The sequence below is a fragment of the Nocardioides sp. BE266 genome, assembly GCF_031457855.1.
Taxonomy (GTDB): domain Bacteria; phylum Actinomycetota; class Actinomycetes; order Propionibacteriales; family Nocardioidaceae; genus Nocardioides.
Genome location: NZ_JAURTI010000002.1, coordinates 249,845 through 264,134, shown reverse-complemented (window position 1 = coordinate 264,134; position 14,290 = coordinate 249,845). Strand labels below are relative to the sequence as shown.

Genomic DNA, 14,290 nt, shown 5'->3' with positions numbered 1-14,290 from the left:
CCCACGAGAGCCCCCTGGGCCCGAGTCCGGGACGGGAGATCCGTTCACCCACTACGCGAGACCTCAGCGAGGAACTGCTCGTACTCGCGGATGTAGTCGTCGGCGTCGTAGGAGTGCGAGGCGAAGACGCCCAGCACGGCGTCCTCGGAGTAGCGGTACTGCGTGCCCCAGAGCATCGGCGGCATGTAGAGAGCGACGTCGGGCGAGCCCAGTCGTACCTCGCGGCGGTGCGTGCCGTCGTCGACGATCGAGTGGACCGACCCCTGCAGGCACACCAGCACCTGCGCGCACTCGCGGTGGGCGTGCTCGCCACGCACCTCCTTCGACGGCACCCCGAAGACCGCGAAGAAGCGCCGTGGAACGAACGGCAACGCCGACTCCAGCTCGACAGCGGCCAGGGAGCCACGCAGGTCGCTGGCGGTCTGCACCGGGATCAGCCGGGCGCCACCGGGCAGGACGTCCTCGGGCTCGGTGGCCAGCGGCTGCTCGACGAGCTCCGCGGCCGGAGACGGGGCGGAGTCGGCGTACCCCACGATGCGCGCCGGGCTGCCGACGACGATCGCGTGCGCCGGCACGTCGCGTACGACGACCGCTCCCGCGCCGACCATGGCGCGGCGGCCGATCCGCACGCCGGGAAGGACCACGGCGTTGGCGCCGATCGAGGCGCCCGGACCGACGACGGTCTGCGGATATTCGGCGAGGTACTGCTTGGAGCGCGGGAACGGGTCGTTGGTGAAGGTCGCGTTGGGGCCGACGAAGACGTCGTCGCCCAGGCGCATGCCGTCCCACAGCTGCACGCCCGACTTCACCGTCACGCGGTCGCCCACGACGACGTCGTTCTCGATGAAGACGTGGTCGTTGATGTTGCAGTCGGCGCCGATCCGGGCGCCGGGCAGCACGTGCGCGAACGCCCAGATGCGGGTGCCGTCGCCGACCTGCTCGGACTCGCAGATGCCGGACGGGTGCACGAAGACGCTCACGCCTCCTCCTTCGGGTGGGGTGACCGGGGGTCGTGGACCCAGTGCGTGCGGGTGAGGGCCGCCGGACGACGCTTGGTGTTCTCGTAGGTGCGCCAGACGTAGGAGCCGAGCACCCCCATCCCGGTGAGCAGCAGGAACGTGGAGAAGAGGATCGTCAGCATCAGCGGCGTGTAGCCGGGCGAGTCGATCCGCCCGGCGAGCCAGGAGACGAGGACGACGAGCCCGACGACGAGGGTGATCAGGGTGCCCACCACGCCGAGCGCGGTGAGGGCGTGGATCGGGATGCGGGTGAAGGCGAAGACCGAGTCTGAGAGGTACATGACCTTCTTGCGCAGGGTCCAGCCCGACGTGCCCTCGGTGCGCGCGAGCCGGTCGTACGGCACTTCCACGCGGCGGAAGCCGACCCAGTAGAGCAGCGCGACGAGCGAGGTGTGGGACTCGTCGAGCAGCACCAGCCGCTGGGCAACGTCACGCGTGCAGGCGAAGACGTCGACCCCGCCGGGCGGGATCTCGGGGTTGATGGTGCGACGGTAGAGACCCCAGAAGACCTTGGACATCAGGGCCGACCCACCCGGGTCCGAGCGGCTCGCGCGGCGCCCGACCGCGACGTCGTACGACCCCGACTCGAGCTCTCCGAAGAAGCCGAGCATCACCTCGGGAGGTTCCTGGAGGTCAGCAGCCATCACCCCGACGTAGTCGCCTCGGGCGGCCGCGAGCCCGGTGCGGATAGCGGCGAAGGACCCGAAGTTGCGGCTGTGCTCGAGCACCTGGACGGCCAGGTGCTGCTGCGGCACCAGCGAGGCGAGGACGTCGGCGGAGTCATCGGGGGACCCGTCGACGACGAAGACCGCCTCGAGGTCGCCGGCGAGCTGGTCGGCGACGGAGGCCAGGCGCGTCAGCACGTCGGGCAGCGTGGCGCGGTTGCCGTAGACCGGGATCACCACGGAGTAGCGCGGCGCGGCGGTCGCCTCGCCAGGTTCAGGGACGGAAGGACGCAAGTGCCTCACCCACCCTCGAGATCTCGTCGGGCCTCAGCTCGGGGAAGACCGGCACGGAGAGTACCCGCGTGCTGAGCCGCTCGGTCACCGGGAGCACGACACCGCCTCCGTCGAGGCCTGGCTGCTGGTGGTCGGGGGTCGGGTAGTGGACGTCGGTGCGGACGCGGGCCGCCTCGAGGTGCGCGCGCAGCGCGTCGCGGTCGTCGGCCTCGACGACCGCGAGGTGCCCGGTGTGTCCTTCGTCGGCCGCTGGCAGGACGCGTACGCCGTCGGGGGCGGCGTCGGCATAGGCGCTGATCACCGAACGCCGCGCACTGTTCCAGTCGTCCAGCAGGGGGAGCCGTCGGCTCAGGACGGCGGCCTGCAGCTCGTCGAGCCTCGAGTTGCGCCCACCGTCGTCGGCGATGCGGTACTTGGTGTCCCAGCCGTACTGGTGCAGCCGCCGGACCCGCTCGGCCACCTCGTCGAACGACGTGGCGACGGCACCGCCGTCGCCGAGGGCACCGAGGTTCTTGGTCGGGTAGAAGGAGAAGGTCGCGGCGTCCGCGAGCGACCCGACCCGACCTGCCGGGGTGAGGCCCCCGAGAGCCTGCGCGCAGTCCTCCAGCACCAGGGCGCCGACGGCGTGCGCCGCCTCGCTGATGCGATCGACCTCGGCGGCGCGCCCGTAGAGGTGGGTCACGATGACGACCCCCACCTCGTCGCTGATGCGGGCCGCGAGGTCGTCTGGGTCGAGGCAGTGCGTGGCGGGGTCCACGTCGGCGTACGACACCGCGAAGCCGGCCCGACGGGCAGCGACCGAGCCGTAGCCGCCGGCGTTGGCGGCACACAGGACCGTCGTGCGCCCGTCGGGCATCAGCGCCTTCAGCGCGATCTCGAGTGCGTCGGTGCCGTTGCCGACCGGGACCACGTGCGGCACGTCGAGGTAGGCGGCGAGCTCAGCGGCGAACGCCGTGGTGCGCGGCCCGAGGAGGAACCAGCCAGAGTCGAGGGTGTCGACGAGGTCGGCGAGTAGCTCCTCGCGGTGGAGGGAGACCGACCGGGAGAGGTCGTTCATGGGCACCCAGTCCACGATCTCTCCTCGACACACCCGGCTGCTACGGCCCCACACCCTAACGTGGTGCGGGCGGCAGTCGCGGGTTTTCGGCGGGGCGCCGAGCACCTCTCGTTGGAGCCGTTGCTCCTACGATGCGGGGCATGTCCAGCGCCCCGACGGCCTCGTTGCTCGTGCTGCTGACCCTCGCGGTCGTGCTCGCGGTCAGCGCGGTCGCGAAGATGCGTGACCCGCTCGCCGTCGAGGACGCGCTGGTGTCGCTCCGGGTGCCGTCCTTCGTGCCGCGCGGCCTCGTGGGCCGCGGCCTCCCGTGGGCCGAGGGAGCACTGGCACTCCTCCTGCTCGCCTCCCCCAGCGCGGCCCTCGTCGTGGTGGCCGCACTGGTGACGCTGCTGATGGCGGTCTACACCTGGCTGATCGCCCGGGCGCTCACGTTCGAGGACCCGGTCGAATGCGCGTGCTTCGGGACGCTCGCCAGCCACGTCGTCGACCGAGTCACCCTCGCCCGCAACGTCCTGCTGCTCGGCCTCTCGGGGGTCGCGGTCGCGATCGGTGTCGCCGGTGGGTCCGTCTGGGCCGCCGCCACCGATCTCGGAGGTGTGGACTGGTGGACGCTCCTCGCCGCCCTCGCCGCAGTGACGGTCGCGGCGATGATCGTCCGACACTCCGACGGTGGCGCGGCTCCGGCCGGTGAGCCCGAGCTGGACTACGAGCGCACCCCCATCCCGTACGGCGTGCTGACGATGCCCGACGGCACGTCCTCGACGCTGGTCGAGCTCGCGGCGACCCAGGCTCGGCTGCTCGTCGTGCTCAAGGAGCACTGCGGCGCCTGCGTGCGCACCGCGGAGAAGCTCGACTCCTGGGCCGAGCAGCTGGCCCCTGCGGTGGGCCTCATCGCGGTGCACGGTGAGCCCGGCCTCGACCTGCCGCACTCGGCGGAGCTCACCATGATCGAGCCGCAGCACAACGTGCGTCGGATCTTCTCCGTCGGCGCTCCCGGCGCGGTCCTTCTGGGCGCTGACGGACTGATGGCGGGCGGCCCCGTCGCCGGCGCGGGCGACGTGGAGCGGTTCGTGGCGGAGATCCTGGAGGAACTCGGCGAAGCGCCCGTGTGACCGTCAGCGGCTGGAGGCCAGATCCTTGGCGTGCCAGCGGTGCTTCACCTCGGACCACGTCAGGTCCTTGAGCCTCAGGGCCGGCCGCTCGACGAGGATCCACGATGCGTACGCCACGAGGTAGGTCACGGCGAGCGCCAGGACGATGTGCTGCACGAGCGAGAGGCCGGGCAGGAACCACTCGATGAAGATCTGCATCGGGAAGCCGTAGAGATAGACGCCGTACGAGATGTCGGCCGTCGGCGCCCACCGCGCCGGGATCGTGACCCCGGCCCACAGGACGAAGTAGCAGAGCGGCAGCGGCCACAGCACCTGCTCGAGTCCCACCTGGTTCGTGACGACGAGCGCCGCCACGCACGCCAGCGCCAGCCACGGACTGACCGGCAGACGGTCACTGATCGCGTAGACGAACATCCCCGCCACGAACATGGCCAGGAGCCACCGCCAGTCGCCGTCGGTGAGCTTGGCGTAGAGGGTCAGGCCGACGATCGCCACGCCGAGCACCAGTGTGGGCCTCTTGCGCACCACACCGACGAGCAGGAGGCCGGCGACGAAGTAGCAGAGCAACTCGTACTCCAGCGACCACATCGATCCGATCCACACCCGGTCATCCACCGTGCCCGACAGGTGACCAGCGAGGTTCACGAGGTCGACGTTGCGCAGCAGGAAGCCGGCCACGACACGGGGTTGCCACGCTCCACCGCTGAGGAGCGTGATCGGCGCGAGGACGAAGGTGACGACAGCGAGGCACACCCACGCACCTGGGAAGATGCGCAGCCCGCGGTGCCAGAGGAACGTCCCCAGACCGAGGCGCATCCGCGATCGCGCGACGAGAAATCCGGACAGGCAGAAGAAGCTGCTGACGGCCCAGCGGCCGAAGGGTGGCTCTCCGCCCCACATCTCCCCGAACCCGCCGATCGGCCAGGCGTGCGAGAAGATCACCAGACTGGCAAGGACCAGGCGGACGAGGTTGAGGGCATTCGGTCGGCCCACGACGGCTTCGCGGATGGTCACCGGCGACACCCTAGGCGTCGTGTCGGTCGCACCTGTCCTGAATGCAGATCTTGTTAGGTTTCCGAGGTGGACATCGTTCTCAGCGTGGTCATCCCGATGCACAACGGCGAATCCACCATCCGCCAGGCACTCTCGTCGTTCGGCGCCCAGCACGCGCCGCCGCCGTTCGAGGTCGTGGTGGTCGACAACCGCAGCACCGATGGATCCGCCGAGGAGGTTCGCGACTTCGCGGCAACCAGCCCCTTCCCCGTGCGGCTCGTCGAGGCACACGAGCGAGCGGGCGCGGCGTACGCCAGGAACACGGGCGCCCAGAATGCCGCCAGTCAGCGACTGGTCTTCTGCGACTGCGACGACACCTACGACCCGTGGTTCCTCAACGCGATGAACGAGGCGCTCGACCACGCCGACATCGTGGCCGCGTCCCACGAGCGCCCCGACGAGTACGCCGCAGGCCTTGCGTCATCCCCTGTGGACCAGCGAGGGGCCCCTCACGCTCCCCAGTTCAACCTGCTCGGCTACCTGCCGACCGGGGGCGGTGGAGGTCTGGGGGTCCAGCGCCAGCACTGGCAGGCCGTCGGCGGGTTCGACAACAGCTACCGGCGAGGCGCCGAGGACAACGACTTCTACTGGCGTGTGCAGGAGGCGGGAGGCGTGATGCTGGCAGCGCCGCGTGCCATCGTCATCTACCGGCATCGAGAGACGCTCGATGGGACGTTCAGGCAGTACCTCAGCTACCGGCGCGGGGCGACGCTCCTCCAGGCCAGGTTCGATGTCGGCGACCGCGTCACGCTAGCGGGCTCGCTCCGTCACCTCGCCCAGACCGTGCTGAGCGCACCGAGGTTGGTGAGGACGGAGGCCGGGCGCCGGTCGCTGGCCGCCCAGCTCGGAGGCATCACCGGCAGCATCCTCGGGCTCGTGCGGCACCAGCTGCTCCGAAGGATTCCCCCTCGCGAGCTGATGACCTCCTGACCCCACGAGCCGAGGAAGCGCGTCAACCGACGCGACGAAGCACGATCTCCATCGGGTCGTCCTCGTCCATCAGCACCGACACGATCGAGTCGCCGGTCGAGTGCTGGTGGTCGGACCAGAGGAGCTCCAGCCCCTCCTCGGCGAAACGGGCCTCGGGGTCATCGCCCATGTAGGCCTTGCCTCCCTGCCCGGCCAGGTAGGCGGAGCCGCCGACCATCTGCACCTGCTCGATGAGGCGCTCTGTCGCAGCGTGGGTGGGTGGATCGGTGACGACCAACGGGGTCTCGATGCCGAGCATGTCGCGGACCGCCTCGATCATCGAGATGTTGACCTCGTCGAGCATCCGGCCCTCGCACGCGAGGATCCGGTCGACCAGCTCCGCCCCACGCGTCGAGAAGAACTTCGACCCGGCGTAGCGACCGCGGACCACGTCGGCGATGCGCTGCTGCCAGCCTTCGGCGACCTCGATCGAGTTGATTGGGACGAGGGCCGGCTTGCCGACGAGCTGGTGCGAGCACCACGCGTCGCGCATCTTCACGCGCCTCTGGTAGCCGTGCTTCTGGAACTGGTCGTGCACCGACAGGATGAAGGTGTCGCAGGTCGCCATCTTGAACCAGAAGCCGGAGTACGGCAGTAGGTCGGGCTGGTGGATGGTGACCTTCACCGGCGCACCTGCCGGACCAGGGCGTACTGCTCGGCGAACTCCACCTTGCGCATGTGGCCGACGGTGGCGGCAATCTCCTTGATGCTATTCATGGGGTGCGCTCCGCCGGGATTCTCGGACGCGTACGCCGCACAGGCTGCCGCCTTCAGGTCGGCCTGCTCCTCGGTGAGCGACTCGAACACGTTCCAGCGAAGGTCGGACGGGTAGAGGTTCACGTCGTAGACGGCGATGTCGTAGACGAGCACGCTGTTGGGCACCCAGTGACCGGGTGACATCGACAGCCGCGCGGATCGCATGCCGGCCTCGTACACGCCGATGTGGTCCTGGTGGAGCGACGGGAACGGCAGGTAGACCTCATCGGGCTGGACGTCTGCCATCACGTCGTCGATCCGGCCGACCAGCTCGCTCATGAACTGCTGCGTCGTCCCGTCGACATACTCCAGGCACCGAGTGTCGGTGACGCCGAGGAGCTCCATGGCTCGTGCGTGCTCGGCCCTGCGGTCGTCACCGCTTTGGGTGACGACCACGACGGTCGAGTCCTCCGGGTGCTTCGCGAGCAGGCCGCCGCACCCGAGGGACTCGTCGTCCATGTGGGGTGCGATCACCAGTCTGCGCACTGCGGGCCCCCTCCGGGCTCGTGGCCGAGTCGAGTCCTCGGCACGGGTTGTCGCCGTTCCGGCACGCCGGACATCCTGCCTCAACCTCAGCACGACCGTGGTGCGGAGGCAGGAATGGCGCGCGCGAACGAGCCTGTTCGACTCGATCGTCCGCGGCGGCTCGACGACGACGTCTAGACTCGCGATGGACCCCGACGACGTCAGAGGAGACCAGTGGGACGCCTCCTGAGGACGATGAACGGTCTGTTCGACGCCCGCACGAGGGTGCGCCTCCTCCTCCTGCTGGTCGGATCGCTGGCCATCGCCGTCGCCGAGGCAGTCGCGGTGGTCGCGGTGCTCCCTCTCATGGCCCTGGCCACCGGCAAGACGCCGGAAAGCAGCGCCCAGCTGCGCACCGTGTCGGACCTGCTCGGTGAGCCGTCGACGTCTCGGCTGGCGACCTACGTCGCCGTGCTGGTCCTGGCCGGTTTCGTCGTCAAGGGACTGGGGTCGATGGCCTTCCGGTGGTGGTCCATCGGATTCATCATGCAACAGTCGATCCGGACGTCGTCCGGCCTGCTGAACTACTACCTCAAGGCCCCGTACTCCATGCACGTGCGGCGCGGCACGCCTGACCTGCTGCGCGTGCTGAACGAGGGGTCGGGCTTCGTCTACACCGCCGTCGTCCTCGGCTCCATCTCCGCGACGACGGAGCTGATCACGCTCGCCGCGCTCTCCATCACGCTCCTCGTCGTCAATCCGCTCGCGACGGTCCTCGTCGGGACGTACTTCGCCGCGGCCGCTTGGCTCCTCCAACGAGCCGTCAAGGGGCGCGTCCGCGTCGCGTCGCACGTCCTCCTCGAGGAGGCCATGGTCTCCAACAAGACGACGCTCCAGGCCCTGGGCGGGATCAAGGAGATCCAGCTGCGACACGAGCAGGACCTCATGGTCGACGCCTACCGCGCCAGCCGGACACGGGCCGCCGCGGCACAACGCTCGAGCTCGTTCCTGGGAGAGATGCCCAAGTACGTCCTGGAGATCCTGTTCGTGGCCGGCATCGGACTGATGACAGTGCTCGCCTACGCGCAGAACGATCCCGAGCAAGCCCTGGGCACGATCGCGCTCTTCGGCGTGGCCGGTTTCCGGATCCTCCCGAGCATGGTGAGGTGCCTGGCGTCCATCACCCTCGTCCGGACAGGCGTGCCCGCTCTCGAGCTCGTCGAGGCAGACCTGGTCCACGCTCGCGAGGAGCCACCCTCGGACCCCACCGCCAGCGAGAGGCTCCCGCTGGAGCACGGCCTCGTGCTCGACTCGCTCTCGTTCCGCTACCCCGACGGCGTCCGCGACGTCCTCTCGAACGTCTCGCTGAGCATCCCGGCCGGCTCCTCCGTCGCCTTCGTGGGGTCGAGCGGCGCCGGCAAGACGACCCTCGTCGACATCATCCTCGGCTTCCACCGCCCGACTGGCGGTGCGGTGCTGGCCGATGGGCAGGACGTCTTCGACGACCTTCCCCGGTGGCGGGCCGGACTGGCCATGGTCCCGCAGGACGTCTACCTGCTCGACGAGTCCCTCCGCGACAACATCCGGTTCACCGCCGCTCCTGCCCCGGCTCCCGATCCCGACCTCGCCCGCGCGGTGGAGCAGGCCGGCCTGGCGGACGTCGTCGCAGACCTGCCCGCCGGCCTCGACACCGAGGTCGGCGAGCGCGGATCGCGGATGTCGGGTGGGCAGCGCCAGCGCGTCGGGATCGCTCGTGCCCTCTACCGCAACCCGACCCTCCTGGTGCTCGACGAGGCCACGTCTGCGCTCGACAACGAGACGGAGTTCAAGGTGGCCCAGACGATGTCGACGCTTCGTGGCGAGGTCACCCTGGTCGTCGTGGCCCATCGCCTCTCCACCGTCAAGGACTGCGACACCATCGTGTTCCTCGAGGACGGGAAGATCCGGTCGCAGGGGTCCTTCTCCGAGCTCCGGTCCAACGACTCTGCCTTCGCCCGGCTGGTCGCCCTCGGCTCACTCGACGCCTGACGCCACCACGTCACCCAGGTGCTGCACACGGGCGGCGAAGTCGTTCTCGAAGCAGTGCTCCTCCATGAAGGAGCTCCCGGCCGCGCCGGCCCGCGCCAGCTCGGACGGGGACGCCATCAGCTCCTCGATCCGACTCGCGAGCAGATCGGCACGTCGGGGCTGCGTCGTCCAGCCCAGACCGGCCACGTCGACCAGGTGCGCCAGTGCGACGTTGTCGAAGCCGATCACGGGCACTCCCATCCCGGCCGACTCCAGGTAGGTGCCGGCGGGGTCGGACTGCACGTGCGGCAGCACCATGAGGTCGATCGACGAGGCGACTGCTCGGCACCACTCGTCGGCGAAGTCGACGGTGCCGTGGAAGTGGACGCCCGGTGCCTCCCGCTCGAGGCTCGCCCGGAGCTCCCCGTCGCCGAACACGTCAAGGGTCACGTCCAGACCTGATGCCGCGAGTCGACGGTGGACGTCGACGGCGTACTCGGGTCCCTTGATCGGGATCAGGCGGCCGGAGAAGCCGAGCCGGAGCGGCCCTCCCGACCACGGCTGGTGCACCTGTCGGGCCGCATGCACGTCGGCGAGGCGGACGCGGCTGTCGTACATACGAAGCGGTTTCGGGTTGTGGCTCGCGTAGGCGTCCCACGCCACCTGGCCGTTGCACTGGATGCCGTCGGCGCGCGACGCGAGACCCTGGAGCCGGGGCGTCAGGCGCCGGAAGCCGATCTCGGCCCGCACCCGGTCGAGAGGTGCCATCGGGCTGGCCAGAGCCATCTCGAGCCGTGACTTCCCGGTGTGTTCGGCAGCGAACACCGTTCGGCGCGCGGCTCCCACCAGGTCGGCGAAGCGCAGGTCGAGCTGGACCAGGGCGACGTCTGCTCGCACCGAGCTGAGCGTGCCGGCGACGTCCGCGGTGGTCGCGACCCGATAGGGCAGACCGGTCGTCTCGAGGGACACCGCACCCAGGTTCGACTCGTCCGCGGACTCGGCCTGCGGGCCGAGGACCAGCACGTCGCCGTCCCAGAGCTCGGCATACATCGCGATCCCGTCGGCGAACTTCGCGGTCGTCGAGAAGACCCCGTCATGCAGGTCGACCGGACCGGGAGGCACCACGACCAGCAACGGCATCGGGCGATCCTAACGGCCCGCGCCCCGCGCCGGCGCGAGGTTGCGCGACCGCAGCTCGCCGTCGAGGGCCTGCCACAACCGAGCGTGGTCGAAGTGCTGGTGCGCGTGCTCCAGCGACCGGGTGACGAGCTCACTGCGTCGCGTCGGATCGCCCAGCAGGCCCTCGATCCGCGCCCGCAAGGCGGGCGCATCGGCCACCGGGGGCATCGCTGCCGTGACCCCGTCGGTGAAGTAGTCCTCCATCGCCTCAGTCCGGGTCACGACCACGGCACACCCCGCCGCAGCAGCCTCCATGGCCACGGTCTGCCCGGTCGGGTACGCCAGCTCGTGCGTGGGCACGACGACGACCTGCGCGCGGGTCAGCAGCGCCCGGTACTCCGCGTGGGGGACCGTCCCGAGCACGTCCAGCTCGGCAGGAGCGGACAGGTCCGCGAACCGCTCACGCGGGGCGACGACCGTCACCCCGATCCCGCTGCCGTCGACGGCTCGGGCGAGCGTGTCGTAGTCACGTCCCCGGTCCCAGCCCACCGAGAGCACCGGGATGTCCCGCTCCTCCCCCGCAGCGCTCACGGGGAACTGGCTCGTGTCGATGCCGAACGGCAGCACGGCGAGCTTGTCCTCGGCAACGCCGTGCGAGACGAAGACGTCCCTCTGGTTGCGACTGAAGAAGCCCACCACGTCGCAGGCCGACAGCATCCGTCGGAGCCGGCGACGGCGTACGTCGTCCGCGGTGAGCAGCTCCTCGGCGGCCCAGCAGAAGATCCCGACCAGAGGGGTCCGGCGCATGCGCGGCGTGGCGTGCCGGAGCATCGCGGGGTAGGCGATGTTGGGCTCGAGGTAGGCCAGGGTCAGGTCCGCACGACGTGAGGCACGCAGCCCGAGCTGGTCGACCTGGAAGCCCCATCGGTGGTGCACCACGTCCCGGACCTTGCGCGGCAGCGGCGCGCGCGGTGGGAGGACGAGGTCGTACCCCAGCGGCTCGAGGGCCTCGAGGCCGTAAGGCTGGGGCTCCGCGCGCGTCGTCGTGCTGTTGAAGACCAGGACTCGTGTCGTCACTGGTAGTTCCGCAGCTCGGGCAGCACGCGCTCGTCGTGGAGCACATGGTCCTGGTACTTCCACGTCAGCGGTGCGACCACGTGGGCGAGCACCTCCGTCCATCCGAGCGGATAGCCGGGGTTGTCGCCGCGGACGTTGCCGGGGTTGGCGGCGAGCGCGTCGGTGTTGTCGTCGAGGACGGCGCACACCCTGGTCCACCACTCCTCCGTGAGCGCGGTGCGCGGTCGCACGACGAGGCCGCCATATCCCAGCAGCTGCTGGGAGACGGACCGCAGGTCCTGCTGGAGGCGGCCACCGACGAGCGGTGCGTTGAGGCGGTGCCGCTCGGTGTAGCCGAGGATCCACGCACCGGACTGCTCCAGTCGCTCGTACGCACCAAGCCAGGGCTCCCGCGGTCGCTTGACGTCGCTGTAACCACCACCGTGCACGTGCAGCAGGTAGGCCCGCAGCACGTCCGAGCGGTGCACGAGCGAGAGGTGCTCGTACTGCGGCGGCAGGGCGAGCTCCGGCACCAACCAGTCACCGATCGTGTCCGGCGTCACCAGCACCACGTCCAGCACGCCGTTCACGCGCCTGATCTCGTCGAGGCTGCGACGGCGCTGCTCGGGCATCGCGTTGTCGCCGGTCCACACGACGAACAGCCGGCGCGCGACCGACTCCCCAGGCTCGACGTGCCGGCCGGCAGCCGACGCGGCGAGCCACGTGTCGGCGTACGTCGCCGCGGGGAACGGTCGCGGCCGCCGACGCTGCCGCCATGCGTGCAGCGGCTCGAGCAGCGGCCCTCGCCACTGCGGGAACCCCCACCGCGCCCGCTTCACGAACACGGCCACGTGGTGCTTGGTGCTCTGAAGCGCCTTCACCGTGCCATGCGGGAGCAACCGCTTGCCCCACTCTGCGGTTCGCGAGACAGAGGTTGGCATGGCCCCGATCGTAGTGAGGAAGCGCCGGCCCCCCGACTAGGCTGCTGTGGCCAGTCTCCGATCGACGCGAGCACGAGGTCATGACCACTCCAGCAGATCCGAGCTCCTCAGCGTCCGGCTTCGCCGCTCGGCCGGACGTCTCGGTCGTGATCCCCCACTACGGCGATCCTGCACCGGTGACCGCTCTGGTCGCCCAGCTCCACGACGAGCCCGGCGTCGCCGAGATCGTCGTGGTGGACGACTGCTCGCCCGCCCCGCTGCCGCAGGTGAGCGGGGCGCGAGTGGTCCGAAGGGACACCAACGGAGGGTTCGGGTCTGCGGTCAACACCGGCGTCGCCGCAACCGGCTGCGAGCTGGTGCTGATCCTCAACAGCGACGTCAGCATCGAGCGCGGCTTCGTCCGACGCCTGGTCGACGCGGCAGCGCCGTGGCAGCCGGCCCTGGCGGGACCAGCCGTGCAGACGGGCGGTGCCGTCGAGCACACTGCACGCCGCTTCCCGCGGCCTCGCTACCAGGCCCTCGAACGGATCCGCGTGCTCGCGCGGTTCCACAGGTCCGAGTGGTGGCTGCGCGGGATCGGGCAGGACCTCCGGGTACGGGCCGGGGCCGACCGGACCGTCGACTGGATCGCGGGGGTGTGCCTGCTCGTCCCCCGTGCCTCCTTCGACCTCGTCGGCGGCTTCGACGAGCGCTTCTTCATGTACGCCGAGGAGGTGGACCTCCAGCAGCGGCTCGCCCTCGCGGGCGTGCGGCGCGTCTACCTCGGCTCGGTCTCGCTGGACCACGTTGGTGGAGCCTCGTCCGATCCCGCACGGGCGCAGACCTGGCTCGCCGAGTCACGCCTGACGTACGCCGCGAAGTGGGGCGGAGTCGGTCGGCTGCGCGCCCTGCTCACCGGGGTCGCGCTCGTCAACGTGCTCACCACCGCCGCGCGCCGCGTGGCCGGGCGCGACGTCCACCCGCTCCGCGACCTCTCCACCGACCTCGAGGAGGCGTGGAAGCCGGCTCACCGAGCCAGGTAGTGCCGCCACACGGACGCCTCGTCCGTCGCGCTAGGTCGACCCCACTGGTCGAAGCACTCCGCATCGGCGAACCCGGCGTCCGCGAGCTGGCGGACCTGATCCGGCGGAGAGATGTAGTAGGTCAGCAGGGACCAGTCGTGCGCGTTGTCGTTGACGAGGACGTGGTCGCGTCCGACCAGCTCGCGGCGGCGCATCTCGCGGCGACGCCGGGTGTGCAGCAACGCATGGGCGCTCTGCTTCAGCATCGTCCGTCCGGGGCGGGCGTCCTGCCACGGCAGCTTGCCGAGCCTGGAGTAGTCGCGGTTGTGCGAGGAGAACATGAAGTGGCCGCCGTCAGCGAGCACTCTCCGGACCTCCGCCAGCACCCGACGCCGGCCCTCGTCGGCCACGTAGTCGATCCCGTTGAACGAGAAGAGCACGAGGTCGAACGAGCCGTCCGCGAACCGGGACAGGTCGCGGGCATCACCGACGGAGACATCGGCGCCGGGGAAGCGCCTGCGACACGCATCGACCAGCTCGGGCGAGTAGTCGATGCCGACGTAGGAGCCGACGCGGTCGAGGAAGTGCGCCGTGGTCCGGCCGGCTCCCACTCCGATGTCGAGCATCCGGGCGCCGGACAGGTCGCCCACCCGCTCCAGCAGGCGCTCCTCGCCCTCGTGCAGCGACTCCTGCGCGGCGTACTCGTCGACGATCCCCGCTTGGCGGTACGTCGCCTCGTTCAGTCCCTCGAAGTCGCTCATCGTGCAGGAGCCTAG

At 70.3% G+C, this 14,290-nt stretch carries 14 protein-coding genes; 4 read left to right on the top strand and 10 right to left on the bottom strand.

Features of this window, described 5'->3' with window-relative positions; translation table 11 throughout:
* Nucleotides 1–44: 44 nt before the first annotated feature.
* Genes J2X46_RS05615 through J2X46_RS05605 form a run of 3 tightly spaced genes read right to left on the bottom strand, consistent with a single transcriptional unit; the run spans nt 45 to nt 3,050 of the window.
* Nucleotides 45–980 (bottom strand): WxcM-like domain-containing protein, encoded by a 936-nt coding sequence (locus tag J2X46_RS05615; protein ID WP_310247903.1) that lies wholly within the window; start codon nt 978–980, stop codon nt 45–47.
* Entirely contained in the window at nt 977–1,978 is a 1,002-nt protein-coding gene (locus J2X46_RS05610) for a glycosyltransferase family 2 protein (RefSeq protein WP_310247901.1), read from the bottom strand. The genes J2X46_RS05615 and J2X46_RS05610 overlap by 4 nt, the downstream gene beginning before the upstream one ends.
* Complete coding sequence (locus tag J2X46_RS05605) at nt 1,959–3,050, bottom strand: DegT/DnrJ/EryC1/StrS family aminotransferase (protein ID WP_310247900.1); 1,092 nt, start codon at nt 3,048–3,050, stop codon at nt 1,959–1,961. The genes J2X46_RS05610 and J2X46_RS05605 overlap by 20 nt, the downstream gene beginning before the upstream one ends.
* A 125-nt stretch (nt 3,051–3,175) precedes the next feature.
* Between J2X46_RS05605 and J2X46_RS05600 the strand changes: the two genes are divergently transcribed.
* Complete coding sequence (locus J2X46_RS05600; RefSeq protein WP_310247898.1) at nt 3,176–4,147, top strand: MauE/DoxX family redox-associated membrane protein; 972 nt, start codon at nt 3,176–3,178, stop codon at nt 4,145–4,147.
* A 3-nt stretch (nt 4,148–4,150) separates the two neighbouring features.
* Here J2X46_RS05600 and J2X46_RS05595 read toward each other — a convergent pair whose 3' ends face one another.
* Nucleotides 4,151–5,161 (bottom strand): acyltransferase, encoded by a 1,011-nt coding sequence (locus J2X46_RS05595; RefSeq protein WP_310247897.1) that lies wholly within the window; start codon nt 5,159–5,161, stop codon nt 4,151–4,153.
* 66 nt (nt 5,162–5,227) lie between these two features.
* Between J2X46_RS05595 and J2X46_RS05590 the strand changes: the two genes are divergently transcribed.
* Nucleotides 5,228–6,130: a glycosyltransferase family A protein gene (locus J2X46_RS05590; RefSeq protein WP_310247894.1), complete on the top strand. Its 903-nt coding sequence runs from the start codon at nt 5,228–5,230 to the stop codon at nt 6,128–6,130.
* 22 nt (nt 6,131–6,152) lie between these two features.
* Here J2X46_RS05590 and J2X46_RS05585 read toward each other — a convergent pair whose 3' ends face one another.
* Complete coding sequence (locus J2X46_RS05585) at nt 6,153–6,794, bottom strand: WbqC family protein (RefSeq protein ID WP_310247892.1); 642 nt, start codon at nt 6,792–6,794, stop codon at nt 6,153–6,155.
* Nucleotides 6,791–7,411 carry a PIG-L family deacetylase gene (locus J2X46_RS05580; protein WP_310247888.1) on the bottom strand — a complete coding sequence of 207 codons (621 nt, stop codon included), beginning with the start codon at nt 7,409–7,411 and terminating at the stop codon, nt 6,791–6,793. Before J2X46_RS05580 ends, J2X46_RS05585 begins: the two co-directional genes overlap by 4 nt.
* A gap of 234 nt (nt 7,412–7,645) precedes the next feature.
* Here J2X46_RS05580 and J2X46_RS05575 point away from each other — a divergent pair, with 234 nt between their 5' ends.
* Nucleotides 7,646–9,418 carry an ABC transporter ATP-binding protein gene (locus tag J2X46_RS05575; RefSeq protein ID WP_310247886.1) on the top strand — a complete coding sequence of 591 codons (1,773 nt, stop codon included), beginning with the start codon at nt 7,646–7,648 and terminating at the stop codon, nt 9,416–9,418.
* Here J2X46_RS05575 and J2X46_RS05570 read toward each other — a convergent pair.
* Genes J2X46_RS05570 through J2X46_RS05560 form a run of 3 tightly spaced genes read right to left on the bottom strand, consistent with a single transcriptional unit; the run spans nt 9,404 to nt 12,513 of the window.
* Nucleotides 9,404–10,537: a glycosyltransferase family 4 protein gene (locus J2X46_RS05570; protein WP_310247884.1), complete on the bottom strand. Its 1,134-nt coding sequence runs from the start codon at nt 10,535–10,537 to the stop codon at nt 9,404–9,406. The genes J2X46_RS05575 and J2X46_RS05570 overlap by 15 nt on opposite strands.
* A 9-nt stretch (nt 10,538–10,546) precedes the next feature.
* The gene (locus tag J2X46_RS05565; protein WP_310247882.1) at nt 10,547–11,593 is read right to left on the bottom strand and encodes a glycosyltransferase; all 1,047 of its coding nucleotides are present in this window, start codon (nt 11,591–11,593) and stop codon (nt 10,547–10,549) included.
* Nucleotides 11,590–12,513, bottom strand: coding sequence for a hypothetical protein (locus tag J2X46_RS05560; RefSeq protein ID WP_310247881.1), 924 nt, complete (start codon nt 12,511–12,513; stop codon nt 11,590–11,592). Before J2X46_RS05560 ends, J2X46_RS05565 begins: the two co-directional genes overlap by 4 nt.
* 80 nt (nt 12,514–12,593) lie before the next feature.
* Between J2X46_RS05560 and J2X46_RS05555 the strand changes: the two genes are divergently transcribed.
* Nucleotides 12,594–13,535: a glycosyltransferase family 2 protein gene (locus tag J2X46_RS05555; RefSeq protein WP_310247878.1), complete on the top strand. Its 942-nt coding sequence runs from the start codon at nt 12,594–12,596 to the stop codon at nt 13,533–13,535.
* Here J2X46_RS05555 and J2X46_RS05550 read toward each other — a convergent pair.
* Complete coding sequence (locus J2X46_RS05550; RefSeq protein WP_310247877.1) at nt 13,520–14,275, bottom strand: class I SAM-dependent methyltransferase; 756 nt, start codon at nt 14,273–14,275, stop codon at nt 13,520–13,522. The two genes, J2X46_RS05555 and J2X46_RS05550, sit on opposite strands and share 16 nt — an antisense overlap.
* Nucleotides 14,276–14,290: the final 15 nt, after the last annotated feature.